Genomic DNA, 24870 nt, shown 5'->3' with positions numbered 1-24870 from the left:
CACGCCGCCGCAGCGCTGGCGTTCAGAAGGTTTCCCAGTCGTCGTCGTTCCCTGGGGCCGGCGCGGCCGCGGCCGGCTTGGGCGCTGCCGGCTTGGGCGCAGCCGCCGCGCGCGGTGCGGAAGGCGCTGCCGGCCGGGCCAGGCTGGCGGCTGCCTTGGGCGCCGGGGCGCGCACGGCTGCGCTCGCGCGCGCTGGCGCCGGGGCACTGACCGGCCGAGGTGCCGGTGCGGCCACCGGTGCGCGCGCCACGGGCGGGGCGGCGTGGAATACGCCCGCCCCCTCTTCGCCCACCTTGAACACGGCCACAGCCTGCGCCAGTTGCTCGGCCTGCTCGCGCAGGCTTTGCGCGGCGGCCGTGCTTTGCTCGACCAGGGCGGCGTTCTGCTGCGTCATCTGGTCGAGCTGGCCCACGGCCTGGTTCACCTGGGCGATGCCCGCGCTCTGCTCGGTGCTGGCCGCGGTGACCTCGCCGATCATGTCGGTCACGCGCTGCACCGACTGCACGATGTCCTGCATGGTGCTGCCCGCGTTCTGCACCAGTTGCGAACCGGCCTCGACCTTTTCGACCGACACGCCGATGAGCTGCTTGATCTCCTTGGCCGCCTCGGCCGAGCGCCCGGCCAGGGCGCGCACCTCGGAGGCTACCACGGCAAAGCCGCGGCCCTGCTCGCCCGCGCGCGCCGCTTCCACGGCGGCGTTGAGCGCCAGGATGTTGGTCTGAAAGGCGATGCCGTCGATCACGCCGATGATGTCGGCAATCTTGCGGCTGCTGTGCTGGATGTCCTCCATGGTCGAGACCACCTGCGCCACCACCTCGCCGCCCTTGCGCGCCACGCTGGCCGCGCCGTTGGCCAGGCTGCTGGCCTGCGCCGCGCTGCTGGCGCTTTGCTGGATGGTGCTGGTGAACTGCTCCATGGCGGCCGCGGTTTCCTGCAGATTGCTCGAGGTCTGCTCGGTGCGCGCGGAGAGGTCGTGGTTGCCCTGGGCGATCTCGGCGCTGGCGGTGGCGATGCTGTCGGTGCTCTGGCGCACCTGGTGCACCATGCGACCCAGCGCACCGCTCATGGCATAGAGCGCATGCAGGAGCTGGCCGAACTCGTCGCTGCGCGTGATGGTTTCGCGCGCGCTCAGGTCGCCGCCGGCGATGCGCTCGGCCAGCAGGCGCGCCTGCAGCAGGGGCTGCTCGATGCTGCGGATCAGGAAGAAGGCCCCCACCACGATGCCCAGCAGCACCAGGGCCACCATGCCGGCGGCCCACTGCACGGTGCGCAGGCGGTCCGCCCCCAGATCCGTCTGGCGCTCGCGCGAATAGCGCTGCTGCAGGTCCACGAACTCGCGCAGCGACTGCAGGTAGGCCGCCACGGCCGGGTTGTACGACTGCTTGACCAGGGCAATGGCCTCGTCGGCGCGCCCTTGGTCCTTGATCTCGTTGGCTTTCTTGCGCAAGTCCAGCATGGCGGCGCGCGCCGCCGCGATCTTGGCCATCTGCGCCTTGTCGGCATCCGTGAGCGCCATGCCTTCGAGCGATTTCTGCACTTCGCTGATCTGCGCCGAGGTCGCGGCGATCGCGTCCTTGAACTCGGCCCCCACGGCCGGATCGCTGCTCACGATCATGGCCTGCGTGCGCGCGGCATTGGTTTCCGTCAGGCCTTTCCAGAGGATGGCCGACTCGACCCGCAGGGCCAGTTCCTTGAGGATGGCGTCGGCCTGCGCCTGGGATTGGGACGAGCGGTAGCCCGCAAAACCCACCACCGAGACCAGCATGACGACGATCAGCAGAACGGCCAGCCACAGCTTGTGGGCCGTACGCAGGTTGGACAGCATGGTGTATCTCCTAAGTGCTAAACCATGGCAGATATGCAACAGAGTGCAAATACCATGACCTTGAGTTTACGCAGTTTGGCGCGCGTCTACACCTGCCGGTTCACTCCACGCGCAGCACGGCGGCCGGCTTGAAACCCAGGTCCGCGGCCTTGCCCTTGCGCCCGCGCAGGGCGCGGGCGTTGTTGAGGCTGCGGATTTCGAGCTGCTCCTCGCGCTCCTTGCCGCCGCGCCCCAGGCCGGCGATGCGCACGCTGCGCGTGTAGGCCGCCACGCCCGCCAGACTGTCCTTGGCGTCCAGGTCGATGAGCATGAGCCCGCGCCCGCCATGGGCCATCTGCTTGAGCTCGCCGATCTCGAAGGTGAGGATGCGTCCGCCCACCGAGGCGCAGCACACATGCGTGGCCGGCGCCAGGGGCGTGCTGGCGTTGCTGCCCGCGGCGTGCGCGGGGGCGCACAGGCTCTCGCCCTCGCCCAGGGTGACAAAGGCCTTGCCGCCCTTCTGGCGTGAGACCATGTGCTCGACCAGCGCCAGAAAGCCATAGCCCCCCGTGCCGGCGAGCAGCAACTGCGCCTGCAGCGGCCCGGCAAAGAAGTGGCGGATCTGCGTGCCCGGCTCCAGTTCGATCAGCGTGGTCACGGGCTGGCCGTCGCCGCGCCCGCCGGGCAGGCTGGAGACGGGCACGGAGTACACGCGCCCATTGCTGCCGAAGACGATCAGCGGATCGACCGTGCGGCATTCAAAGGTGCCGTACAAGGCGTCGCCCGCCTTGAAGGCAAAGCTGTCCACGGCGTGGCCATGGCCCTGGCGCGTGCGCACCCAGCCTTTTTGCGAGACCACGACGGTGACGGGCTCGTCCACCACCTTGAGCTCGGCGACCACCTTTTTCTCGGCCTGGATGAGGGTGCGGCGTGCATCGGCAAACTGCCTGGCGTCGGCTTCGATCTCTTTGACCATCAGGCGGCGCAGCGACGCCGGGTGGGCCAGGATGTCTTCGAGCTTGCCCTGCTCCTCGCGCAGCTCGGCCAGCTCCTGCTCGATCTTGATGGCTTCGAGCCGCGCGAGTTGGCGCAGGCGGATCTCCAGGATGTCCTCGGCCTGGCGCTCGCTCAGGTGGAAGCGCTCCATCAGCGCCGCCTTGGGCTCGTCGGCCGCGCGGATGATGGCGATCACCTCGTCGATGTTGAGCAGCACCATCTGCCGCCCTTCGAGGATGTGGATGCGCTCGAGCACCTTGCCCAGGCGGTGCTGGCTGCGCCGCGTGATGGTCTGCTGGCGAAACTCCACCCACTCCACCAGCATCTGGCGCAGCGACTTCTGCGTGGGCTTGCCGTCCAGCCCCACCATGGTGAGGTTGATGGGCGCGGAGGTCTCCAGGCTGGTGTGCGCCAGCAGCGCCGTGGCGAGCTCCTGCTGCGGCACCTTGCCCGTCTTGGGCTCGAAGACGATGCGCACGGGCGCGTCCTTGCTCGACTCGTCGCGCACGCCGTCGAGCACGGCCAGCATGCTGGCCTTGAGCTGCGTCTGCTCCTGCGTGAGCGCCTTCTTGCCCGCCTTGACCTTGGGGTTGGTGATGTCCTCGATCTCTTCCAGCACCTTCTGCGCCGACACCCCCGGCGGCAGCTCGGTCACCACCATCTGCCACTGGCCGCGCGCCAGCTCCTCGATCTTCCAGCGCGCGCGCACCTTGAGGCTGCCGCGCCCGCTGCGGTAGGCGTCCTGGATGTCGCTGCTCGTGCTGATGATCTGCCCGCCGCCGGGGTAGTCCGGCCCGGGGATCAGCGTGAACAGCTCTTCGTCGGACAGTTGCGGGTTCTTCACCAGCGCCACGCAGGCGTCGGCCACCTCGCGCAGGTTGTGGCTGGGGATTTCGGTGGCCAGGCCCACGGCGATACCGCTGGCACCATTGAGCAGGGCAAACGGCAGGCGCGCCGGGAGCTGGCGCGGCTCCAGCGTGCTGCCGTCGTAGTTGGGCTGGAAGTCCACCGTGCCCATGGCGATCTCGTCGAGCAGCAAGCGGGTGATCTTGCTCAGGCGCGCCTCGGTGTAGCGCATGGCCGCGGCGCCGTCGCCGTCGCGCGAGCCGAAGTTGCCCTGGCCGTCGATCAGCGGGTAGCGCTGGTTGAAGTCCTGCGCCAGGCGCACCAGCGCGTCGTAGGCCGACTGGTCGCCATGCGGATGGAAGCGGCCCAGCACGTCGCCCACCACGCGCGCGCTCTTGACCGGCTTGGCCGGCGTGTTGCCGCCCGGGCCGCCGTAGCCCAGGCCCATCTGCTCCATGGCGTAGAGAATGCGCCGCTGCACGGGCTTGAGCCCGTCGCACACATCGGGCAGGGCGCGGCCCTTGACGACCGAGAGGGCGTATTCGAGGTAGGCGCGCTGGGCGTAGCCGCCCAAGGAGTCATCGCTCGCCGAAGGGGCCGAAAAATCGAGAACGGGTTGGTCGGTCATGCTTCAAAAATAAGAGCGGTCAGCGCTTGCTGGAAAAGCGCAAAACCCGAAAACTTCCAATATCTTCCTGCAGGGCGGCAGCGGGCTCAGACATCCACTTCCACCGCGTCCCCATGCAGCTCCATGAGCGCGCGGCGCGCGGCCGCCTCGCCCTTGCCCATGAGCTGCGTCATCAGCGCCTCGGTCGCCGGCACGCCCAGCGCCCCCACCTGCACCGCCAGCAGGCGGCGGGTGTCGGGGTTGAGCGTGGTCTCCCACAGTTGCTCGGCGTTCATCTCGCCCAGGCCCTTGAAGCGGCTGATCTGGCATTTCTCGCGCGCCACGCCCTCCTTGGCGGCCTTGTCGAGAATGGCGTCGAGCTCGCCCTCGTCGAGGGCGTAGAGCTTGGCGGCCGGCTTTTTGCCGCGCGCCGGGATGTCCACGCGGTAGAGCGGCGGGCGCGCCACGTAGATATGCCCGGCCTCGATGAGCCCGGGGAAGTGGCGGAAGAACAGCGTGAGCAGCAGCACCTGGATGTGCGAGCCGTCCACGTCGGCGTCCGACAGGATGCAGATCTTGCCGTAGCGCAGGCCCGTGAGGTCGGGCGTGTCCTGCGGCCCGTGCGGATCGACGCCGATGGCCACCGAGATGTCATGCACCTCGGTGTTGGCGAACAGACGGTCGCGCTCGACCTCCCAGGTGTTGAGCACCTTGCCGCGCAGCGGCAGCACGGCCTGGGTTTCCTTGTCGCGCCCCATCTTGGCGCTGCCGCCCGCGCTGTCGCCCTCGACGAGGAAGAGCTCGTTGTAGGCCAGGTCGCGGCTTTCGCAATCCGTGAGCTTGCCGGGCAGCACGGCCACGCCGCTGCCCTTGCGCTTTTCCACCTTCTGCCCGGCCTTCTGGCGCGTCTGCGCGGCCTTGATGGCCAGCTCCGCCAGCTTCTTGCCGTACTCCACATGCTGGTTGAGCCACAGCTCCAGCGCAGGCCGCACGAAGCTGCTCACCAGGCGCACGGCGTCGCGCGAATTGAGGCGCTCCTTGATCTGCCCCTGGAACTGCGGGTCCAGCACCTTGGCCGAGAGCACGTAGCTGGCGCGCGCGAACACGTCTTCGGGCATGAGCTTGACGCCCTTGGGCAGCAGGCCGTGCAGCTCGATGAAGCCCTTGACGGCCTGGAACAGCCCGTCGCGCAGGCCGCTGTCGTGCGTGCCGCCGGCGCTGGTGGGGATGAGGTTGACGTAGCTCTCGCGCACCACCGCGCCCTCTTCGGTGAAGGCCACGGCCCAGGCGGCGCCCTCGCCCTCGGCAAAGCTCTCGTGGCCGCTGTCGGCAAAGCCCTCGCCTTCGAACAGCGGGATGACCGGGTCCGCGCTCAGGGTCTGCGAGAGGTAGTCGCGCAGGCCGCCCTTGTACTGCCAGGTCTGGGTTTCACGGGTTTTCTCGTTGACCAGGGTGACGGCCACGCCGGGCATGAGCACGGCCTTGCTGCGCAGCAGGTGGGTGAGCTCGCCCAGGGGCAGTTGGCTCGACTCAAAGTAGCGCGCGTCGGGCCAGGCGCGCACGGTGGTGCCCTGCTTGCGCTCGCCGGCTTCCAGGGGGCGTGCGACCAGGGGCTCGATCACGTCGCCGCCCGCGAACACCAGGCGCGCCACCTGGCCCTCGCGGTGCGTGGCCACTTCCAGCCGGGTGGAGAGCGCGTTGGTCACCGACACGCCCACGCCGTGCAGGCCGCCCGAGAAGCTGTAGGCCCCGCCCTGGCCCTTGTCGAACTTGCCGCCCGCGTGCAGGCGCGTGAACACCAGCTCCACCACCGGGGCGTTTTCCTCGGGGTGCAGGCCAAAGGGGATGCCGCGGCCGTCGTCCTCCACGCTGACCGAGCCATCGGCATGCAGCGTGACCTTGATCTTCTTGCCAAAGCCGGCGAGCGCCTCGTCGGCGGCGTTGTCCAGCACCTCCTGGATGATGTGCAGGGGGTTGTCGGTGCGGGTGTACATGCCCGGGCGCTGCTTGACGGGCTCCAGGCCCTTGAGCACACGGATCGAGCCTTCGGAATACGCGGGTGCGGGGGTGGGTTTGACTGCCATGGGCGCGAATTGTAGTGGGCGCCGCGCCGGAATGCTGGATAAACAAACAGCCTTTGCGGCGCCTGAGCGCCGCGTGCGCCAGCGCAAACGGCGCAAGCCCGTTACCATTTGTGCATATGCACAACGCTCCCCCCAAACTCTCCATGGTGCAGGTGCTGGCCTGCGGCGCCGCCGTCGTCACCCTGTCCATGGGCATACGCCACGGCTTCGGCCTGTGGCTGCAGCCCATCACCCAGGCCATGGGCTGGACGCGCGAATCCTTTGCGCTGGCCCTGGCCATACAGAACATCGCCTGGGGCCTGTTCGGCGTGTTCGCCGGCATGGCGGCCGACCGCTTCGGCGCCTTCCGCGTGCTGGTGGGCGGGGCCGCGCTCTACGGCCTGGGCCTGGTGGGCATGGCGCTGTCGCCCAGCACGCTGCTGTTTGCGCTCACCGCGGGCGTGCTCATCGGCGCGGCGCAGGCGGGCACCACCTATGCCGTGATCTACGGCGTGCTGGGGCGCCAGATCGCACCCGAGAAGCGCTCCTGGGCCATGGGCGTGGCGGCAGCGGCGGGCTCGTTCGGGCAGTTCCTCATGGTGCCGGTGGAAGGCTTCTTGATCACCCGCCTGGGCTGGCAGGACGCGCTGCTGGCGCTCGCGCTGCTGGTGCTGCTGATCGTGCCATTGGCGCTGGGCCTGCGCGAGCCGGGCTTCCAGGGCACGGCGCCCGCGCAGCGCAGCCAGACCGTGGGCCAGGCGCTGACGGAGGCACTGCGCACGCCCAGCTTCACGCTGCTGACGCTGGGCTACTTCGTCTGTGGCTTCCAGGTGGTGTTCATCGCCGTGCACATGCCCAGCTACATCAAGGACCTGGGCCTCTCGCCCCAGGTGGCGAGCTTCTCGCTGGCGCTGATCGGGCTGTTCAACGTGTTCGGCACCTACATCGCGGGCTCGCTGGGCCAGCGCATGCCGCGCCGCTTCATCCTGGCCTTCATCTACCTGGCACGCTCGGTGGTCATCGTGGTGTTCCTGCTGGTGCCGATCTCGCCCATGTCGGTGTACGTGTTCTCGGCCGTGATGGGCGTGCTGTGGCTGTCCACCGTGCCGCCCACCAACGCCACCATCGCGCAGATCTTCGGCGTGCAGCACCTGTCCATGCTGGGCGGCCTGGTGTTCTTCAGCCACCAGATCGGCAGCTTCATGGGCGTATGGCTGGGCGGCGTGCTGTACGACCGCACGGGCAGCTACGACATCGTCTGGTACATCTCCATCGGCCTGGGCGTGCTCGCCTGCCTGGTCAACCTGCCCGTGCGCGAGCGCCCGCTGGTGCGCACGGCGCCACAACCCGCCTGAGGGCCCCGCGGCCATGGACACGCCCTCCCCCACCCCCCGCACAGCGCCGCGCTGGCGCCGCTGGCTGGGCGCAGCCGCGGCCCTGCTCGTGCTGCTGCTGGTGCTGCAGCTCTACCGCGACCCGGAATTCATGCGCATGCTGGCCGACCAGGTCTGGGCCTGTTTCTAAGCCCAAAGTGGCTCCAGCGCCCGCCGGACAAGCGCGATCAGCTATGACTTCAATAACATCACCACCCGCACCCCCCGCTCCGGGGCCGGATGCGCCCTCGGCCTGGGTGCGCCGCTGGGCGCACCTGGTGCCGCCCGGCGCGCCGGTGCTCGACCTGGCCTGCGGCGCGGGCCGGCACCTGCGCTGGTTCCGGGCGCAGGGCCACCCGGTGACAGGCGTGGACCGCGACCCCCAGGCCGTGCAGGCGGCGGCCCGGGAGGGCGAGGCCATTGCCGCCGACATCGAGAACGGCGCCTGGCCGCTGGCGGGGCGCCAGTTCGGCGGCGTGGTGGTGACGAACTACCTCTGGCGCCCCCTGCAGCCCGCCATCGTGCAGTGCGTGGCGCCGGGCGGCGTGCTGATCTACGAGACCTTTGCCCAGGGCCAGGAGACGGTGGGCCGCCCCGCGCGGCCCGAGTTTCTGCTGCAGCCGGGCGAATTGCTGCGCGCCTGCACGGACCTGCGCACCGTGGCCTACGAGGACGGCTTTGTGGATGCGCCCGCGCGCTTCGTGCAGCGCATCGCCGCCGTGCGCCCGGCCGCCGGCGCCGCGGGCCCCCTCAGGTACCGGCTGCATAGTTAGAATGCCCCTTTACCGTTTTTTGCCGCGGACATGACCACTCCCACCGCCCCCCTCACCGGCAGCATCGTCGCCCTTGTCACCCCCATGCTCGAAGACGGCAGCGTGGACTACGCGAGCCTGCGCAAACTCATCGACTGGCATATCCAGGAGGGCACGGACTGCATTGGCGTGGTCGGCACGACGGGCGAGTCGCCCACGGTGAACGTGGAGGAGCACTGCGAGATCATCCGCGTATCCGTCGAGCAGGCCGCCGGGCGCGTGCCCATCATGGCGGGCTGCGGCGCCAACTCGACGGCAGAGGCCATCGAACTGGCCAAGTTCGCCCGCAAGGTGGGCGCCAACAGCCAGCTGCAGGTCGTGCCCTACTACAACAAGCCCACGCAAGAGGGCCAGTACCAGCACTTCAAGGCCATCGCCGAGGCCACGGGCGACCTGCCCATCGTGCTCTACAACGTGCCCGGCCGCTCCGTGGCCGATATGCAGCACGACACCGTGCTGCGCCTGGCGCAGGTGCCGGGCATCATCGGCATCAAGGAGGCCACGGGCAACATCGAGCGCGCGCAGTGGCTGATCCGCGACGTGCCCAAGGGCTTTGCCGTCTACTCGGGCGACGACCCCACCGCCGTGGCCCTGATGCTGTGCGGCGGCCAGGGCAATATCAGCGTGACGGCCAACATCGCCCCGCGCCTCATGCACGCGCTGTGCGTGGCTGCCATCGCCGGTGACGTCAAGCGCGCCATGGAAATCCAGTTCCAGCTCCTGCCCGTGCACAAGCACCTGTTCGTCGAGGCCAACCCCATCCCCGTGAAGTGGGCCATGGCCCGCCTGGGCCTGTGCGGCGGCACCCTGCGCCTGCCCATGACGCCGCTGTCGCGCAGCAGCGAAGGCGTGGTCGAGGGCGCACTGCGCGCCGCCGGCCTGCTGTGACCCCTGGCTGCTCCCTGCCCCCCGTTTTCAAGAGGATTGCCGCGTGAAATCCATCGCTAGCCTGGGCCTGCTTGGCCTGACCCTCGCCCTGGGCGCCTGCTCCGTGCTGGAGGGCGACAAGATCGACTACAAGAGCTCCGCCAAGGGCACTTCGCTGGAGGTGCCGCCCGACCTGCGCCAGCTCTCGCGCGACACGCGCTACGCCGTGCCCGGCAGTTCGGTCTCGGCCAACGCCCTGGCCGCCAGCCAGGCCGCACAGCCCTCGGGGCCGCAGACGGCCGCCACCACCCTGGGCGACGTGCGCGTCGAGCGCAACGGCAACCAGCGCTGGCTGGTCGTCAACCGCCCGGCCGACAAGCTGTGGGAGCCGGTGCGCGAGTTCTGGCTGGAAAACGGCTTCACGCTGGCGCTGGACCAGGCCAACCTGGGCATCATGGAAACCGACTGGGCCGAGAACCGCGCCAAGATCCCGCAGGACCTGATCCGCAGCACGCTGGGCAAGGTGCTCGATTCGCTCTACTCCACGGGCGAGCGCGACAAGTTCCGCACGCGCCTGGAGCGCAATGCCCAGGGCGGCACCGAGATCTACATCAGCCACCGCGGCATGCAGGAGGTGTTCAACACCTCCACCAAGGAGTCCACCGTCTGGCAGCCCCGCCCGGCCGACCCCGAGCTGGAGGCCGAATTCGTGCGCCGCCTCATGGTCAAGCTGGGGGTGAGCCAGGAGCAGGCCCAGGCGGCCGCCGCCTCCAGTGCCGCCCGCCCGCCCGCAGCGCGCGTGGCCAGCGCCAACGGCGCGCCCGTGGTGCAGATCGACGAGGGCTTCGACCGCGCCTGGCGCCGCGTGGGCCAGGCGCTGGACCGCACGGGCTTCACCGTGGAAGACCGCGACCGCAGCCAGGGCCTGTACTACGTGCGCTACGTGGCCCCCAAGGCCGACAAGAAGGAGCCCGGCTTCCTGGGCAAGCTGCTGAGCTTTGGTTCGTCGGAAAAGGCTGTTGCGCCGCTCAAGTACCGCATCGTGGTGCGCAGCCAGGGCGAGGCCACCACGGTGTCGGTGCTCAACGCCGCCGGTGCGCCCGAGACCTCGGCCAACGCCGAGAACATCGTGCGCGTGCTCGCCGACGACCTGAAGTAAGCCGTTCCCTGCCCATCCCCCTGGCGCCGCGCGGCGCCACGGCGGCAACCAGCCACCAGCCCGCGCCGCGTTTCAGGCGCGCGCGCCGCGCGTCACGCAAAGACCAGCAGGGGCCCGTCGGCCGGCGCAGCCGCCTGCATCTGCCCCACCACGCCCGCCTGAGCAAAGCCATCCGCCGCGAAAGCCTGCAGCACGGCCGGCACGGCCGCGGGGGCGCAGCTCACCAGCAGGCCGCCGCTGGTCTGCGGGTCGGTGCACAGCGCGCGCAGCCACTCGGGCGCCTGGGCCGGCCAGTGCACCTCGTGCCCATAGGCCGCCCAGTTGCGCGCCGAGGCGCCCGTGAGCACGCCCTGCTGCGCCCAGTGCACGGCGCTGGCGATCAAGGGCAGGCGCGCCAGCTCCACGCGCGCCGACACGCCCGAGCCCCGGCTGATCTCCAGCAAATGGCCGGCCAGGCCGAAGCCCGTCACGTCGGTCATGGCGTGCACGCCGTCGATCTGCGCCAGGGCGCTCCCCACGCGGTTGAGCTGGGTGGTGTGGCGCAGCATCTCGGCATAGCCTGCGGCGTCGAGCAGGCCCTTCTTCAGCGCCGCCGAGAGCACGCCCACGCCCAGCGGCTTGCCCAGCACCAGCGCATCGCCCGCCTGCGCGTCGGCGTTGCGCCGCACGCGGTCCGGGTGCACCAGGCCCAGGCCCACGAGGCCGTAGATGGGTTCGAGCACGTCGATGGAATGCCCCCCGGCGATGGGGATGCCCGCCTCGCGGCACACGGACGCGCCGCCTTCGAGCACGCGGCCGATGACCTCGGGCGCCAGCTTGGCGATGGGCATGCCCACCACGGCCAGCGCCAGGATGGGCGTGCCGCCCATGGCGTAGATGTCCGACAGCGCATTCGTCGCGGCGATGCGGCCGAAGTCGTAGGGATCATCGACGATGGGGGTGAAGAAGTCCGTGGTGGCGACCAGCGCCTGCGCATCGTTGAGACGGTAGACGGCGGCGTCGTCGCTGGTTTCCGTGCCCACCAGCAGTTCGGGCGGCACCAGGCCCTGCGGCGCGCGTGCCAGAATCTCGCGCAGCAAGCCCGGCGCAATTTTGCAGCCGCACCCGCCGCCATGGGCGAACTGGGTGAGCTTGATGGTTTCTTCGATTACGGGTGCGGAGTCGGTCATGGTGGCGGCCATTGTGCCAGCCGGGCTGGCTCCCCGCCCCTCTCCACTGGAGTTCTCCCATGAGCCACCGCGGCCCTGTGCGCGTGCACGAACGGCATGCCTTCGACGCCCTGATCGACGCCCGTTCGCCGGCCGAATTCGCGCTCGACCACCTGCCAGGCGCCATCAACTGCCCCGTGCTCGACGACGAGGAGCGGCGCATCGTCGGCACGCTGTACAAGCAGCAGGGCGCCTTCGAGGCGCGGCGCGTGGGCGGCGCTTTCGTGGCGGCCAACCTGGCGCGCCATTTGCGGGAGCAGTTTGCTGACAAGCCCGCCTCCTGGCGGCCGTTGGTGTACTGCTGGCGCGGCGGCATGCGCAGCGGCTCCATGGTCACCTGGCTGCGCCTGGTGGGCTGGGATGCGCAGCAGCTCGCGGGCGGCTACAAGTCCTGGCGCCGCCATGTGATCACCCAGTTGGAGACGCTCAGCCCGCAACTGCCTCTGCGCGTGCTCAGCGGCCCCACGGGCAGCGCCAAGACGCGCGTGCTGCATGCCCTGGCCGCCCTGGGCGCGCAGACCCTGGACCTGGAGGCCTGCGCGCGCCACCGCGGCTCGGTGCTCGGCGCACTGCCCGGCGTGGCCCAGCCCGCGCAAACGGCGTTCGAGACGCTGATCGCCGCGCAGATCGAAGGCCTGGACCTGCAGCGCCCCGTGTACGTGGAGGCCGAGAGCAGCCGCATCGGCCGCCTGACGGTGCCGCTGCCGCTGATCCGCCACCTGCGCGCCAGCCCGTGCATCGCCATCGAGGCCGATACCGGCGAGCGCCTGGCCTTTCTGCTGCGCGAATACGCCCACCTGGGCCAGGACCGCGCGGCGCTGGCAGGGCTGCTGGGCACGCTGTGCGAGCTGCATGGGCGCCAGGTCATCGAGCGCTGGCAGGCCTGGGCTGCAGAAGGGGCCTTGCAGCCCCTGTTCGCGGAGCTCATGGCGCTGCATTACGACCCACTGTACGCCCGCTCGCAAAGCACCCATTTGCACCAGTGGGCACAGCGCCGGACGGTGCGCGCCGACAGCCTCACGGACGCCGGCATCGAGGCGCTGGCGTGCCAGATCCTGGCGCTGCCCTGAGCGGAGCAATACATATAAAAACAGCTTCCAGCGCCCTATATACAAGCGTTGGAAGCTATTTTTTTGATAGCGAATCTTATTCGCGGATGAAGTCGATCAGGATGGCGCCGGGCTCGCGCTGGCGGTACTCGATGCGCACGCCATTGCCATAGCGCATCTGCATCTGGTGCAGCAGCGGCAGGGGGTCGTGGTCGTTCACGAAACGCATGGTCTCGCCCGGGTGCAGCGCGTCGAGCGCACCAAAAATGGCCGCATGGCGAAACCGCTTGGCAACGCCGCGGGCATCGAACGGGTAGATGGCTTCAGGGGTGGAATGGTCGTGCATGGCTTAAACATTCATGTGAAATGAACTTTAAGTATACGCCGGTTTCCCGCGCCGTGCCTTTGCCGGGCCGCGGGCGCCAGGCAAAGACCGCCAACACGTCCCTACACCATGCGCGCAGGCTGCACCCAGGCGTCGAACTGCTCGGCCGTCACATGGCCGCTGGCAATGGCCGCGGCGCGCAGGCTCAGGCCCTGCTGGTGCGCGGCCTTGGCGATCTGCGCGGCCTTGTCGTAGCCGATGTGCGGGTTGAGCGCAGTCACCAGCATCAGCGAGCGCTCCAGCAGCTCGGCGATGCGCGCGCGCTGCGGCTCTATGCCCACGGCGCAATGCTGATCGAAGCTGCGCATGCCGTCGGCCAGCAGGCGCACGCTCTGCAGGAAGTTGTGCGCCACCAGGGGGCGGAACACGTTGAGCTCGAAGTTGCCGCTGGCCCCGCCGATGTTGATGGCCACGTCGTTGCCCAGCACCTGGCAGCACAGCATGGTCAGCGCCTCGCACTGCGTGGGGTTGACCTTGCCGGGCATGATGGACGAGCCCGGTTCGTTCTCCGGGATGCTGATCTCCCCCAGCCCGCTGCGCGGCCCGCTGGCGAGCCAGCGCACGTCGTTGGCGATCTTCATCAGGCTGGCGGCCAGGGTCTTGAGCGCGCCATGCGCGTGCACCAGGGCGTCGCAACTGGCCAGGGCCTCGAACTTGTTCGGCGCCGTCACGAAGGGCATGCCCGTCAGGTCGGCCAGCTCCTGCGCCACGGCCTGGGCGTAGCCCGGCGGGGCGTTGAGCCCGGTGCCCACGGCCGTGCCGCCCAGGGCCAGCTCGCACAGGTGCGGCAGCGCAGCGCGCACATGCTGCTCGGCGTGCTGGAGCTGCGCCACCCAGCCCGAGATCTCCTGGCCCAGCGTCACCGGCGTGGCGTCCTGCAGGTGCGTGCGGCCGATCTTCACCACGTCGGCAAACGCCTCGGCCTTGCCCGCCAGCGTGGCGCGCAGGGCCTGCAGCGCGGGCAGCAGGCGGTGCAGCAGCGCATCCACGGCCGCCACGTGCATGGCCGTGGGGAAGACGTCGTTGCTCGACTGGCTCAGGTTCACCTCGTCGTTCGGGTGCACCAGGCGTGCCGGCCCGCGGGCGCCGCCGAGCAGCTCGCTCGCGCGGTTGGCGAGCACCTCGTTCATGTTCATGTTCGTCTGCGTGCCCGAGCCCGTCTGCCAGACCACGAGCGGAAACTCCGCCCCCGGCCCGTTCGCGATGATCTCGTCCGCCGCAGCGACGATGGCCGTGGTCTTGCCCGCGTCGAGCAGGCCCAGGCGGTGGTTCACGTAGGCACAGGCGCGCTTGACCTGGGCGAGCGCGCACAGCAGCTCGGGCGCCATGCGCTCGCCCGAGATGGCGAAATGCTGCAGCGAGCGCTGGGTCTGCGCGCCCCAGAGCCGCTCGCGCGGCACCTCGATGGGGCCGAAGCTGTCGCGCTCGGTGCGCGTGGCGTGGCTGGATGCGGCAAGGCTGGACATGGCGGCTCCCGGGTAGACACGGCCGCAGCATACCCCGGCCCCCTGCAGGGCGACAGATCCATGCAAGCCCCGGGGGGATAATCGGGGGTTTCGCGACACCCGTTCCCCCTCCCCCACGCCATGACGACCATCCGCCAAGAAGACCTGATCGAGTCCATCGCCGCCGCGCTGCAGTACATCAGCTACTACCACCCGGCCGACTACATCCAGCACCTGGCCCGCGCCTATGAGCGCGAGCAAAGTCCCGCCGCCAAGGACGCCATGGCGCAGATCCTGACCAACAGCAAGATGAGCGCCTACGGCCACCGCCCCATCTGCCAGGACACGGGCATCGTCAACGTCTTCCTCAAGGTGGGCATGAACGTGCGCTGGGAAGGCTTCACCGGCAGCCTGGAAGACGCCGTCAACGAAGGCGTGCGCCGCGGCTACAACCACCCCGACAACACGCTGCGCGCCAGCGTGGTGGCCGACCCGCTGTTCGCGCGCAAGAACACCAAGGACAACACGCCCGCCGTCATCTTCACCGAGATCGTGGCCGGCGACACCCTGGACATCACCGTCGCGGCCAAGGGCGGCGGCAGCGAGAACAAGTCCAAGATGGTCATGATGAACCCCAGCGACAACCTGGTGGACTGGGTGCTCAAGACCGTGCCCACCATGGGTGCCGGCTGGTGCCCGCCGGGCATGCTGGGCATCGGCATCGGCGGCACGGCCGAAAAGGCCGTGCTGCTGGCCAAGGAAAGCCTGATGGACGACCTGGACATGTACGAGCTGCAGGCCAAGAGCGCGCGGGGCGAGAAGCTCACGCAGGTGGAAGAGCTGCGCCTGGAGCTGTTCGAGAAGGTCAACGCCCTGGGCATCGGCGCGCAGGGCCTGGGCGGCCTGACCACGGTGCTGGACGTGAAGATCAAGATGTACCCCACGCACGCGGCCAGCAAGCCCGTGGCCATGATCCCCAACTGCGCGGCCACGCGCCACGCCCATTTCGTGATGGATGGCTCCGGCCCGGTCTACATGGACCCGCCCAGCCTGGACCTCTGGCCCAAGGTGGACTGGGCGCCCAACACCGAGACCAGCAAGCGCGTGGACCTCAACACGCTCACCAAGGAAGAGGTCGCGAGCTGGAAGCCCGGCCAGACCCTGCTGCTCAACGGCAAGATGCTCACCGGCCGCGACGCCGCGCACAAGCGCATCCAGGACATGCTGGCCAAGGGCGAGAAGCTGCCCGTGGACTTCACCAACCGCGTGATCTACTACGTCGGCCCCGTCGATCCGGTGCGCGATGAAGTCGTCGGCCCCGCCGGCCCGACCACCGCCACGCGCATGGACAAGTTCACCGACATGATGCTCTCGAGCACCGGCCTGATCGCCATGGTGGGCAAGGCCGAGCGCGGCCCCGCCGCCATCGAGGCCATCAAGAACCACAAGAGCGCCTACCTCATGGCCGTGGGCGGCGCCGCCTACCTGGTCTCCAAGGCCATCAAGGGCGCCCAGGTGGTGGGCTTTGCCGATCTGGGCATGGAAGCCATCTACGAATTCGACGTGGTGGACATGCCCGTGACCGTGGCCGTGGACGCCGGCGGCACCAGCGCCCACATCACCGGCCCGGCCGAGTGGCAAAAGCGCATCGCCACGGGCGAGTTCAAGGGCATCAGCGTCAACGCCGGCTGACCGCCCGGGCGCTCTCTGCCGCACGCATGACCGACGCAGCGCAGCAGCCCATCGGCGTGTTCGACAGCGGCGTCGGCGGCCTGAGCGTGCTGCAGGCGCTGCGCACCGAGCTGCCGCACGAGCGCTTCGTCTACCTGGCCGACAGCGGCAACGCGCCCTACGGCGAGCGCGGTGACGCCTTCGTGGCGGCGCGCACGCACGCCATTGGCGACTACCTCTGCACGCAGCACCACATCAAGGCCTTGGTCGTGGCCTGCAACACGGCCACGGCCGCCGCCATCCACGAAGCGCGCGCACGCCATCCGCAACTGCCCCTGGTGGGCGTGGAGCCCGCGCTCAAGCCCGCCGTGGCCGCGACACGCACCGGGCGCATCGGCGTGATCGGCACGCGCGGCACCCTCAGCAGCCACAAGTTCGCCCGGTTGCTGGCCTCGCTGCACGGGCAGGCGGAGTTCATCGTCCAGCCCTGCAACGGCCTGGCCCACGCCATCGAGCGCAGCACGGCCGTACCGCCCGCCGCGGTGCAGGACGCTACTGAAATAAGAGCGCTTTGCGCCCGCTACACGGGCGCTATGGGCCGATTTGGCTCAAATCCCGGAGACATCGATACCCTGGTGCTGGGCTGCACGCACTACGTCTTCGCCCAGGAGGTGCTGCGCGACCTGCTGGGCCCCGGCGTCACGCTGATCGCCACGGGTGAGCCCGTGGCGCGCCAGACGCGCCGCCTGCTGCAGGCCGCCGGCACCCTGGCCGCAGAGAGCGGGCTGCCGCCCCTGCCGCAGGAGCGCATCACCCTGCTGACCACCGGCGCGCTGGAGCCGCTGCAAAACGCCGCCCAGCGCTGGCTGCAACTGCCGCCGCACTGCTGCGCCACGGTGGACGTGCCGCATCCGCGTTAACGGCCCGCTCCCACTGGCATTGCCAGTGCGCGCCGGCCCTGGGCCGGTACCGCCGCTCAATGCAGGTGGCGCGGGCGGCGGCCGCCGCCATGCCCGCCCGCCGGGCCGCCGGGACCGCGCGGTGGCTTGCCCAGCTCCAGCGAGTTGACCAGGGCATCGAAACGCTGGGTGAACAGCTTGTCGATCTCGGCGACCACGCCGCCGAGCTCCGAGCCGTCGAAATGGCGCTCCATCATGTTCACCACGTCCTGCACCAGCAGGTCGCGCTGCGCCTGCATGATGGCCGCCGGCGTGGGGCCCACGAACAGCATGACGAAGTCATCCCGCGCCTCGGCATCCGCGTCGGCCTCGTCCTCATCGAACTCGGTGTCGTAGAAGGTCACTTCCAGGGCAGCGCCCTGCTCGGCCAGCTCGTTCAGGCCCATGCACAGGTCGTCCAGCGACTGGCGAAAATCCTCGTCGCCCCGCACCGTCCAGCAGATCTGCAGCAGATGGGTCTTGGCGTCGAATTCGATGCCCGGCTCCTCTTCGTAGGCGCTGGCCGCCCCGGCAGCCAGGGAGCGCGCGCCTGCGTACTTCCACAAGGGCTTGAGGGCCTCCTGCAACTGGTCGTAGCCGACATCCGCGCGCAAGGGCACCTGGCCATGCACATGGATTTCAAAAGGAGCGTTGTAGTTTGACATGTTCGTTCTCAGTGGTGGTGCCCCGAGCCGGGGTCGAACCGGCACGCCCCTTTGCAGGAAGCGGCGGATTTTAAGTCCGCAGTGTCTACCAATTTCACCATCGGGGCGCGCCAGGCCCGCTCTGCCCGCACGGGCACAGGGTACTCCCTGGACCGCCGTGCGTGCAATGCCCGGCACCGCAGCTGCCCTGGCCACCGTTTCCGCAAAAGCAAAAGGGAAGCCGAAGCTTCCCTTTTTCAAACTGGAGCGGGAAAAGAGTCTCGAACTCTCGACCTCAACCTTGGCAAGGTTGCGCTCTACCAACTGAGCTATTCCCGCACGGTGCCTGTTCGACCTGCTGTCGCAGACCTAGGCTGGCAAGCCTCGCATTATAGTGCATTTTCACGCACTTTCCAGAAAATTTGCACCGCCTGTCCGCCGGGCCCATTCATCTGGAGGCGCGGCCCGGAGTCGAACCGGGCTAACCGGATTTGCAATCCGGGGCATAACCGCTTTGCTACCGCGCCGCAAACCTATGACAAAAAAGGGAAGAGCAAGCCTTCCCTTTTCTGAAAATGTGGAGCGGGAAAAGAGTCTCGAACTCTCGACCTCAACCTTGGCAAGGTTGCGCTCTACCAACTGAGCTATTCCCGCATTGACTACAGCCTCACATTATACAACGCTTGTCTGCAGTGTTTGCATTGTAGCGCATTTTTTGGGTGGTTTTGCAAAAAATCCGCATCTCAATGCTTGATGGATTGCGCGGGCAGGGCCTTGCCCTCGCCCGCCACGGCAGCGGCCGCGGCGGCGGCCACCTCCTCGTCGGTCAGCGGCACGGGCTTGCGCTCCAGGGCCACCTCGAGGACCTTGTCGATCCACTTGACGGGCACGATCTCCAGGCCGCTCTTGACGTTGTCCGGGATCTCCTGCAGGTCCTTGACGTTCTCTTCGGGGATCAGCACCGTGCGGATGCCGCCGCGCAGCGCCGCCAGGAGCTTCTCCTTGAGACCGCCGATGGCCGTGACCTCGCCGCGCAGGGTGATCTCGCCCGTCATGGCGACGTCGCCGCGCACCGGGATGCCGGTAAGCGCCGAGACAAAGGCCGTGACCATGGCCGCCCCGGCGCTCGGGCCGTCCTTGGGCGTGGCGCCGTCGGGCACGTGGATGTGCACGTCCTTCTTCTCGAACACCTCGTCCTTGATGCCCAGCAGGCGGGCGCGCGAGCGCACCACGGTGCGCGCCGTCTCGACCGACTCCTTCATCACGTCGCCCAGCGAGCCCGTGCGCGTGATCACGCCCTTGCCCGGCATGGTGGCCGCCTCGATCGTGAGCAGGTCGCCGCCGACCTCGGTCCAGGCCAGGCCCACGACCTGGCCCACCTGGTTCTGCTGCTCGGCGCGGCCGTAGGTGTACTTGCGCACGCCCAGGAAGTCGGGCAGGTTGTCGGGCGTGACCACGACCTGGGGCGTGTACTTCTTGAGCAGCAGGCCCTTGACCACCTTGCGGCAGATCTTGGAGAGCTCGCGCTCGAGCGAGCGCACGCCGGCCTCGCGCGTGTAGTAGCGCACCATGTCGCGCACCGCCGCCTCGGTGACCTCCAGCTCACCTTCCTTCACGCCGTTGTTCCGGATCTGCTTGGGCAGCAGGTAGGTCATGGCGATGCGGGCCTTCTCGTCCTCGGTGTAGCCCGAGAGGCGGATGACCTCCATGCGGTCGAGCAGCGCCGGGGGGATGTTCATGGAGTTCGACGTGGCCACGAACATCACATCCGACAGGTCGAAATCGACCTCGATGTAGTGGTCGGAGAAGGTATGGTTCTGCTCGGGGTCGAGCACCTCCAGCAGCGCACTGGACGGATCACCGCGGAAGTCCGTGCCCAGCTTGTCGATCTCGTCGAGCAGGAACAGGGGGTTGCGCGTGCCCACCTTGTGCAGGCTCTGCAGCACCTTGCCCGGCATGGCACCGATGTAGGTGCGGCGGTGGCCGCGGATCTCAGCTTCGTCGCGCATGCCGCCCAGCGCCATGCGCACGTACTTGCGGCCCGTGGCCTTGGCGATGGACTGACCCAGCGAGGTCTTGCCCACGCCCGGCGGGCCCACCAGGCACAGGATGGGCGCCTTGACCTTGTCCACGCGCTGCTGCACGGCAAGGTATTCCAGGATGCGGTCCTTGACCTTTTCCAGGCCGTAGTGGTCCTCATTGAGCACCACCTCGGCATGACCCAGGTCGTGCTTGATCTTGGTCTTCTTGCTCCAGGGCAGCGAGACCAGGGCGTCGATGTAGTTGCGCACCACGGTGGCCTCGGCCGACATGGGCGACATGAGCTTGAGCTTCTTGAGCTCGCCCTCGGCCTTCTTGCGCGCCTCGGCGGGCATCTTGGCGGCCTTGATCTTTTTCTCGATCTCTTCGAGGTCGGCGCCGTCCTCGCCCTCGCCGAGTTCCTTCTGGATGGCCTTGACCTGCTCGTTGAGGTAGAAGTCGCGCTGGTTCTTCTCCATCTGGCGCTTGACGCGGCCGCGGATTTTCTTGTCCACGTTGAGGATGTCGACCTCGCGGTTGAGCTGCTCAAAGAGGTTTTCCAGGCGCTCCTTCACGTCGGCCAGGTCCAACACGGCCTGCTTGTTGTCCAGCTTGAGCGGCAGGTGCGCGGCAATGGTGTCTGCCAGGCGCCCCGGGTCGTCGATGCTGCCGATCGAGGTGAGGATCTCGGGCGGAATCTTCTTGTTGAGCTTGACGTACTGGTCGAACTGCTGCATTACCGCGCGGCGCAGCGCCTCGATCTCGCTCGGCGCATGGGCCTCCAGCATGGCCTCGACGGGGGCCACCGTGGCGTTGAAGTGCGTCTCCACGTCCTGGATGTCGCGCACCTGGGCGCGCTGCTGGCCTTCGACGAGCACCTTCACCGTGCCGTCGGGCAGCTTGAGCATCTGCAGGATGGTGGAGATGCAGCCCACGTCGAACATGTCCTTGACGGAGGGTTCGTCCTTGGCGGCGGCCTTCTGGGCCACGAGCATGATGCGGCGGTCGGCCTCCATGGCCAGCTCCAGCGCCTTGATGCTCTTGGGGCGGCCCACGAACAGCGGAATCACCATATGGGGGAAAACGACCACGTCGCGCAGCGGCAGCAGCGGCAGCTCGACGGGGGTGGAGGGCAAGGGGGTATGTCCGGACATGGGATTCCTCATCTAACTATCGGGAATATGGCCCGCCGACGACGGATTTCAAGTCGTATGTGCAGCGCCACAGTCCGCACACCGATCACGCTGCAGCATACACGGCAGCGGTGCCGGCGCGCCAGCCGGGGCCGGGCGCGCCGCAGCAGCCGGGAGGCTGCTCAGGCCGTCTTCGCTGCCTCGCGGTACACCAGCAGCGGCGGCTTGCCTTCCTCGATGGTGGACTCATCGACCACCACCTTCTCGACATTGCTTGCGTTGGGCAGATCGAACATGGTGCCGATCAGCGCCTGCTCCAGAATGGAGCGCAGGCCGCGCGCACCGGTCTTGCGCGCCAGCGCCTTGCGGGCGATGGCCTTGAGCGCGGCCGGGCGGATCTCCAGCTCGGCGCCCTCCATGGCCAGCAGCTTGTTGTACTGCTTGACGAGCGCGTTCTTGGGTTCGGTGAGGATTTGCACCAGCGCGTCCTCACCCAGCTCGGCCAGCGCAGCGACCACCGGCATGCGGCCCACCAGTTCGGGGATCAGGCCGAACTTGATCAGGTCCTCGGGCTCGATGTCCTGGAACACCTCGCTCAGGGAACGCTGCTTCTTGCTGCGCACGGCGGCGCCAAAGCCGATGCCCGAGGCCTCGGTGCGGCTTTCGATGACCTTTTCCAGGCCGGCGAAGGCACCTCCGCAGATGAACAGGATGTTGGTCGTGTCGATCTGCAGGAAATCCTGGTTGGGATGCTTGCGCCCACCCTGGGGCGGCACGCTGGCCATGGTGCCCTCGATGAGCTTGAGCAGCGCCTGCTGCACGCCCTCGCCCGACACGTCGCGCGTGATGCTGGGGTTGTCGGACTTGCGCGAGATCTTGTCTATCTCGTCGATGTAGACGATGCCGCGCTGGGCGCGCTCGACCTCGTAGTTGCAGCTCTGCAGCAGCTTCTGGATGATGTTTTCCACATCCTCGCCCACGTAGCCGGCCTCGGTCAGCGTGGTGGCGTCGGCCATCACGAAAGGCACGTCGAGCTGGCGTGCCAGGGTCTGGGCCAGCAACGTCTTGCCCGAGCCCGTGGGGCCGATGAGCAGGATGTTGCTCTTGGAGAGCTCGACATCGTCCTTGTGCGCCTTGTCCTTGTGGCGCAGGCGTTTGTAGTGGTTGTACACGGCCACGGCCAGGGTGCGCTTGGCCGCCTCCTGGCCGATGACGTAGTGGTCCAGGTTGGCCTTGATCTCGGCCGGCGTGGGCAGGTCGGTGCGCGCCTCACGGCCCGCGTCACTGCCGGGCAGCTCGTCGCGGATGACTTCGTTGCACAGATCGATGCACTCGTCGCAGATGAAGACCGACGGGCCGGCAATCAGCTTCTTTACCTCGTGCTGGCTCTTGCCGCAGAACGAGCAGTAAAGGGTTTTTTCGCTGGATGAGCCTTTTTTCTCGGCCATGGGGAAGCTGTGCCTTGTGTAGTACGGAAAGTGGACCGGATGATAACCAAAGGAGAGCGCGGGTGCCGGGCGGCGCTGCGCCCGGCCCCAGGCCCGTCAGGTCAGGGGCGCTTGGCGATGACCTGGTCGATGATGCCGTAGTCCTTGGCCTCGTCGGCCGTCATGAAATAGTCGCGCTCGGTATCGGCCTTGACCTTCTCCATCGGCTGGCCGGTGCGCTCGGCCAGGATGCGGTTCATCTGGTCCTTGGTGCGCAGGATGTCGCGCGCATGGATCTCGATGTCGGTGGCCTGGCCGCGTGCGCCGCCCAGCACCTGGTGGATCATGATCTTGGAGTTGGGCAGCGAGAAACGCTTGCCCTTGGCCCCCGCAGCCAGCAGGAAGGCGCCCATGCTCGCGGCAAAGCCGCAGCACAGGGTCGAGACGTCGGGCTTGATGAACTGCATGGTGTCATAGATGGCCATGCCCGCGGTGACGCTGCCGCCCGGCGAGTTGATGTAGAGCGAGATGTCCTTGTCCGGGTTTTCGCTCTCCAGGAACAGCAACTGGGCGACCACGAGGTTGGCCGTCTGGTCGTTGACCTCACCCACGAGGAAGATGACCCGCTCCTTGAGCAGGCGCGAGTAGATGTCGTAGGCACGCTCGCCGCGGCCCGACTGTTCGATGACCATGGGGACCATGCCCAGGGCCTGTGTTTCCAGTGCGCTCATGTGTATTTCTCCATTCAGGCGGGTACTGTACCCAGAAATGAATTGGGGCTTGTGCCCTTGACCACAAGCCCCTCCCGGCATGGTTTCGCCGCCCGCCGGGGCCGCAAGCGCACGGCCCCGGTACGGCAGACCGATCAGGCCTGCGCCTGGGCGGCGCTGCCCATCAATTCGTCGAAGGACACGCTCTTGGTGTTCACCTTGGCCTTGCCCAGGACGAATTCGGCGACATTGTTCTCGATCACCACGGCCTCGACCTCGCCCAGGCGCTGGCGGTCGCTGAAGTACCAGCGCACCACGTCCTCGGGCTTCTCGTAGCTGGCGGCCAGCTCGTCGATGTGGGCCTTGAGCTGCTCGGGCTTGGCCTGCAGTTCGTTGGCGCGCACCACTTCGGCCACGACCAGGCCCAGGCGCACGCGACGCTCGGCCTGGGGGCGGAAGATGTCGTCGGGCAGCTCGGCCTTGTCGGCGTCCTTGATGCCGCGCTGCTTGAGGTCGGCACGGGCGCCGTCCTTGAGGCGCTCGATCTCGGCCTGCACGCTGGCGTTGGGCAGGTCGAGCTCGGCCTTGGAGAGCAGCGCGTCCATCACGGCAGCCTTGTTGCGGCCCAAGAGGCGGAACTTGACCTCACGCTCCAGGTTCTTCTTGATGTCGGCGCGCAGGGCGTCCACGGTGGCTTCGAGAATGCCCAGCGACTTGGCGAACTGCTCGTTCACTTCGGGCAGGTGCGAGGCCTCGATCTTCTTGACGGTCACGAGGAAGTCCGCCGTCTTGCCCGCCACATCCTTGCCATGGTAGTCCTCGGGGAAGGCAAGCGGGAAGGTCTTGCTCTCGCCGGACTTCATACCGCGCACGGCGTCCTCGAATTCCTTGAGCATCTGACCTTCGCCGACGAGGAACTGGAAGCCCTCGGCCTTGCCGCCGGCAAAGGGTTCGCCGTCGATCTTGCCCTCGAAGTCCACGGTCACGCGGTCGCCGTCCTGGGCGGCGGCGTCCAGCGCGCGCTGGGCAAAGCTGCGGCGCTGCTTGCGCAGGATCTCCAGGGTGCGGTCGATGGCGCCGTCGGTCACTTCGGTTTCGAGTTTCTCGACCTCGACCTCGGACAGGTCACCGATCTTGACTTCGGGGAACACCTCGAACACGGCATCGAAGGTGACCTCGCCCTCGGGCGCGCCTTCCTTCTCGCTGATGCGCGGCTGGCCGGCCACGCGCAGCTTGGCCTCGTTGGCCGCCTGGGAAAAGGCTTCGCCGACCTTGTCGTTGAGCACCTCGTAGTGCACCGAGTAGCCATAGCGCTGCGAGACCACGCTCAGCGGCACCTTGCCGGGACGGAAGCCGTCCATCTTGACGGTACGCGCCAGGCGCTTGAGGCGCGACTCGACCTCGTTCTGGATGGCCGCCAGGGGCAGGCTCAACGTGATCTTGCGTTCCAGTTTTTCCAGGGTTTCAACGGTAACTGCCATGGCTACTCCTACATTTGTGATGAATGCGCCGACCGCTCGGCAGCGGCGCCGTGTCCCGAATTCAGATACGTGGTGCGCGGGGGGGGACTCGAACCCCCACACCATTGCTGGCGTCAGGACCTAAACCTGGTGCGTCTACCAATTTCGCCACCCGCGCGGTCTGCAAACAGGCAGGCGGCATGGCCACGCATGCCCCTGCATGAATTTGGTGAACCCTTGATTTTAACCTGACG

At 68.2% G+C, this 24870-nt stretch carries 19 protein-coding genes and 5 tRNA genes; 8 read left to right on the top strand and 16 right to left on the bottom strand.

Annotated features, from left to right (window positions below; all coding sequences use genetic code 11):
* Positions 1–22: 22 nt before the first annotated feature.
* From CGR01S_RS11095 to CGR01S_RS11085, 3 genes are all read right to left on the bottom strand, one after another.
* Positions 23–1825, bottom strand: a complete 1803-nt coding sequence (locus CGR01S_RS11095) for a methyl-accepting chemotaxis protein (protein WP_042426713.1) — start codon at positions 1823–1825, stop codon at positions 23–25.
* A 100-nt stretch (positions 1826–1925) separates the two neighbouring features.
* On the bottom strand, positions 1926–4274 hold the full coding sequence (gene parC / locus CGR01S_RS11090) for a DNA topoisomerase IV subunit A (RefSeq protein WP_042426710.1): 2349 nt from the start codon (positions 4272–4274) through the stop codon (positions 1926–1928).
* Between the two features lie 86 nt (positions 4275–4360).
* Entirely contained in the window at positions 4361–6337 is a 1977-nt protein-coding gene (locus CGR01S_RS11085) for a DNA topoisomerase IV subunit B (RefSeq protein ID WP_042426705.1), read from the bottom strand.
* Between the two features lie 116 nt (positions 6338–6453).
* Between CGR01S_RS11085 and CGR01S_RS11080 the strand changes: the two genes are divergently transcribed.
* The 5 genes from CGR01S_RS11080 to bamC are packed head-to-tail and all read left to right on the top strand — an operon-like array spanning position 6454 to position 10527.
* Positions 6454–7671: an MFS transporter gene (locus CGR01S_RS11080; protein WP_042426702.1), complete on the top strand. Its 1218-nt coding sequence runs from the start codon at positions 6454–6456 to the stop codon at positions 7669–7671.
* Between the two features lie 13 nt (positions 7672–7684).
* Positions 7685–7840, top strand: coding sequence for a hypothetical protein (locus CGR01S_RS16855; protein ID WP_169742456.1), 156 nt, complete (start codon positions 7685–7687; stop codon positions 7838–7840).
* A gap of 43 nt (positions 7841–7883) precedes the next feature.
* Positions 7884–8462 (top strand): class I SAM-dependent methyltransferase, encoded by a 579-nt coding sequence (locus CGR01S_RS11075; protein ID WP_042426699.1) that lies wholly within the window; start codon positions 7884–7886, stop codon positions 8460–8462.
* Positions 8463–8492: 30 nt separating this feature from the next.
* A complete protein-coding gene (gene dapA / locus CGR01S_RS11070; RefSeq protein WP_042426696.1) occupies positions 8493–9389 on the top strand; it encodes a 4-hydroxy-tetrahydrodipicolinate synthase in 897 nt (298 codons plus the stop codon).
* Between the two features lie 43 nt (positions 9390–9432).
* On the top strand, positions 9433–10527 hold the full coding sequence (gene bamC, locus CGR01S_RS11065; RefSeq protein WP_042426693.1) for an NlpB/DapX family lipoprotein: 1095 nt from the start codon (positions 9433–9435) through the stop codon (positions 10525–10527).
* Positions 10528–10619: 92 nt separating this feature from the next.
* Here bamC and selD read toward each other — a convergent pair whose 3' ends face one another.
* Positions 10620–11696, bottom strand: a complete 1077-nt coding sequence (gene selD, locus CGR01S_RS11060; RefSeq protein ID WP_042426878.1) for a selenide, water dikinase SelD — start codon at positions 11694–11696, stop codon at positions 10620–10622.
* Between the two features lie 59 nt (positions 11697–11755).
* Between selD and mnmH the strand changes: the two genes are divergently transcribed.
* Entirely contained in the window at positions 11756–12805 is a 1050-nt protein-coding gene (gene mnmH / locus CGR01S_RS11055) for a tRNA 2-selenouridine(34) synthase MnmH (protein WP_042426690.1), read from the top strand.
* A gap of 76 nt (positions 12806–12881) precedes the next feature.
* Here mnmH and CGR01S_RS11050 read toward each other — a convergent pair whose 3' ends face one another.
* Both CGR01S_RS11050 and fumC read right to left on the bottom strand, forming a co-directional pair.
* Positions 12882–13130 (bottom strand): DUF2249 domain-containing protein, encoded by a 249-nt coding sequence (locus tag CGR01S_RS11050; protein WP_042426686.1) that lies wholly within the window; start codon positions 13128–13130, stop codon positions 12882–12884.
* Between the two features lie 101 nt (positions 13131–13231).
* Positions 13232–14635 carry a class II fumarate hydratase gene (gene fumC / locus CGR01S_RS11045; RefSeq protein ID WP_042426683.1) on the bottom strand — a complete coding sequence of 468 codons (1404 nt, stop codon included), beginning with the start codon at positions 14633–14635 and terminating at the stop codon, positions 13232–13234.
* Positions 14636–14755: 120 nt separating this feature from the next.
* Here fumC and CGR01S_RS11040 point away from each other — a divergent pair, with 120 nt between their 5' ends.
* Together CGR01S_RS11040 and murI are read left to right on the top strand one after the other, a co-directional pair.
* Positions 14756–16306: a fumarate hydratase gene (locus tag CGR01S_RS11040; protein ID WP_042426681.1), complete on the top strand. Its 1551-nt coding sequence runs from the start codon at positions 14756–14758 to the stop codon at positions 16304–16306.
* Between the two features lie 26 nt (positions 16307–16332).
* Positions 16333–17205, top strand: a complete 873-nt coding sequence (murI, locus tag CGR01S_RS11035; RefSeq protein ID WP_042426677.1) for a glutamate racemase — start codon at positions 16333–16335, stop codon at positions 17203–17205.
* Between the two features lie 56 nt (positions 17206–17261).
* Here murI and CGR01S_RS11030 read toward each other — a convergent pair whose 3' ends face one another.
* The 10 genes from CGR01S_RS11030 to CGR01S_RS10985 form a co-directional block, all read right to left on the bottom strand.
* Positions 17262–17888, bottom strand: coding sequence for a DUF6806 family protein (locus CGR01S_RS11030; protein ID WP_042426674.1), 627 nt, complete (start codon positions 17886–17888; stop codon positions 17262–17264).
* 15 nt (positions 17889–17903) lie between these two features.
* Positions 17904–17995 (bottom strand) — tRNA-Leu (locus CGR01S_RS11025).
* A gap of 135 nt (positions 17996–18130) precedes the next feature.
* Positions 18131–18206 (bottom strand) — tRNA-Gly (locus CGR01S_RS11020).
* Between the two features lie 114 nt (positions 18207–18320).
* Positions 18321–18394: transfer RNA gene (locus CGR01S_RS11015), tRNA-Cys, on the bottom strand.
* Between the two features lie 51 nt (positions 18395–18445).
* Positions 18446–18521 (bottom strand) — tRNA-Gly (locus CGR01S_RS11010).
* A gap of 89 nt (positions 18522–18610) precedes the next feature.
* Positions 18611–21040: an endopeptidase La gene (gene lon / locus CGR01S_RS11005; protein WP_042426671.1), complete on the bottom strand. Its 2430-nt coding sequence runs from the start codon at positions 21038–21040 to the stop codon at positions 18611–18613.
* 161 nt (positions 21041–21201) lie between these two features.
* Positions 21202–22467: an ATP-dependent Clp protease ATP-binding subunit ClpX gene (gene clpX / locus CGR01S_RS11000; protein ID WP_042426668.1), complete on the bottom strand. Its 1266-nt coding sequence runs from the start codon at positions 22465–22467 to the stop codon at positions 21202–21204.
* 101 nt (positions 22468–22568) lie between these two features.
* Positions 22569–23177 (bottom strand): ATP-dependent Clp endopeptidase proteolytic subunit ClpP, encoded by a 609-nt coding sequence (clpP, locus tag CGR01S_RS10995; RefSeq protein ID WP_042426665.1) that lies wholly within the window; start codon positions 23175–23177, stop codon positions 22569–22571.
* Positions 23178–23311: 134 nt separating this feature from the next.
* Positions 23312–24637, bottom strand: a complete 1326-nt coding sequence (tig, locus tag CGR01S_RS10990; protein ID WP_042426662.1) for a trigger factor — start codon at positions 24635–24637, stop codon at positions 23312–23314.
* Positions 24638–24707: 70 nt separating this feature from the next.
* Positions 24708–24794: transfer RNA gene (locus tag CGR01S_RS10985), tRNA-Leu, on the bottom strand.
* Positions 24795–24870 lie beyond the last annotated feature (76 nt).

Source organism: Comamonas granuli NBRC 101663 (genome assembly GCF_000739995.1).
Taxonomy (GTDB): Bacteria; Pseudomonadota; Gammaproteobacteria; order Burkholderiales; family Burkholderiaceae_C; genus Simplicispira; species Simplicispira granuli.
Note: the sequence above shows the minus strand (reverse complement) of the source record. Positions and strands in the feature narration are given on the sequence as shown.

Bases quoted from the DNA above. Each gene is read 5' to 3' on its own strand.
- CGR01S_RS11095 (WP_042426713.1), bottom strand. From the start codon at position 1,825: ATGCTGTCCAACCTGCGTACGGCCCACAAGCTGTGGCTGGCCGTTCTG.
- parC (WP_042426710.1), bottom strand. From the start codon at position 4,274: ATGACCGACCAACCCGTTCTCGATTTTTCGGCCCCTTCGGCGAGCGAT.
- CGR01S_RS11085 (WP_042426705.1), bottom strand. From the start codon at position 6,337: ATGGCAGTCAAACCCACCCCCGCACCCGCGTATTCCGAAGGCTCGATC.
- CGR01S_RS11080 (WP_042426702.1), top strand. From the start codon at position 6,454: ATGCACAACGCTCCCCCCAAACTCTCCATGGTGCAGGTGCTGGCCTGC.
- CGR01S_RS16855 (WP_169742456.1), top strand. From the start codon at position 7,685: ATGGACACGCCCTCCCCCACCCCCCGCACAGCGCCGCGCTGGCGCCGC.
- CGR01S_RS11075 (WP_042426699.1), top strand. From the start codon at position 7,884: ATGACTTCAATAACATCACCACCCGCACCCCCCGCTCCGGGGCCGGAT.
- dapA (WP_042426696.1), top strand. From the start codon at position 8,493: ATGACCACTCCCACCGCCCCCCTCACCGGCAGCATCGTCGCCCTTGTC.
- selD (WP_042426878.1), bottom strand. From the start codon at position 11,696: ATGACCGACTCCGCACCCGTAATCGAAGAAACCATCAAGCTCACCCAG.
- mnmH (WP_042426690.1), top strand. From the start codon at position 11,756: ATGAGCCACCGCGGCCCTGTGCGCGTGCACGAACGGCATGCCTTCGAC.
- CGR01S_RS11050 (WP_042426686.1), bottom strand. From the start codon at position 13,130: ATGCACGACCATTCCACCCCTGAAGCCATCTACCCGTTCGATGCCCGC.
- fumC (WP_042426683.1), bottom strand. From the start codon at position 14,635: ATGTCCAGCCTTGCCGCATCCAGCCACGCCACGCGCACCGAGCGCGAC.
- CGR01S_RS11040 (WP_042426681.1), top strand. From the start codon at position 14,756: ATGACGACCATCCGCCAAGAAGACCTGATCGAGTCCATCGCCGCCGCG.
- murI (WP_042426677.1), top strand. From the start codon at position 16,333: ATGACCGACGCAGCGCAGCAGCCCATCGGCGTGTTCGACAGCGGCGTC.
- CGR01S_RS11030 (WP_042426674.1), bottom strand. From the start codon at position 17,888: ATGTCAAACTACAACGCTCCTTTTGAAATCCATGTGCATGGCCAGGTG.
- lon (WP_042426671.1), bottom strand. From the start codon at position 21,040: ATGTCCGGACATACCCCCTTGCCCTCCACCCCCGTCGAGCTGCCGCTG.
- clpX (WP_042426668.1), bottom strand. From the start codon at position 22,467: ATGGCCGAGAAAAAAGGCTCATCCAGCGAAAAAACCCTTTACTGCTCG.
- clpP (WP_042426665.1), bottom strand. From the start codon at position 23,177: ATGAGCGCACTGGAAACACAGGCCCTGGGCATGGTCCCCATGGTCATC.
- tig (WP_042426662.1), bottom strand. From the start codon at position 24,637: ATGGCAGTTACCGTTGAAACCCTGGAAAAACTGGAACGCAAGATCACG.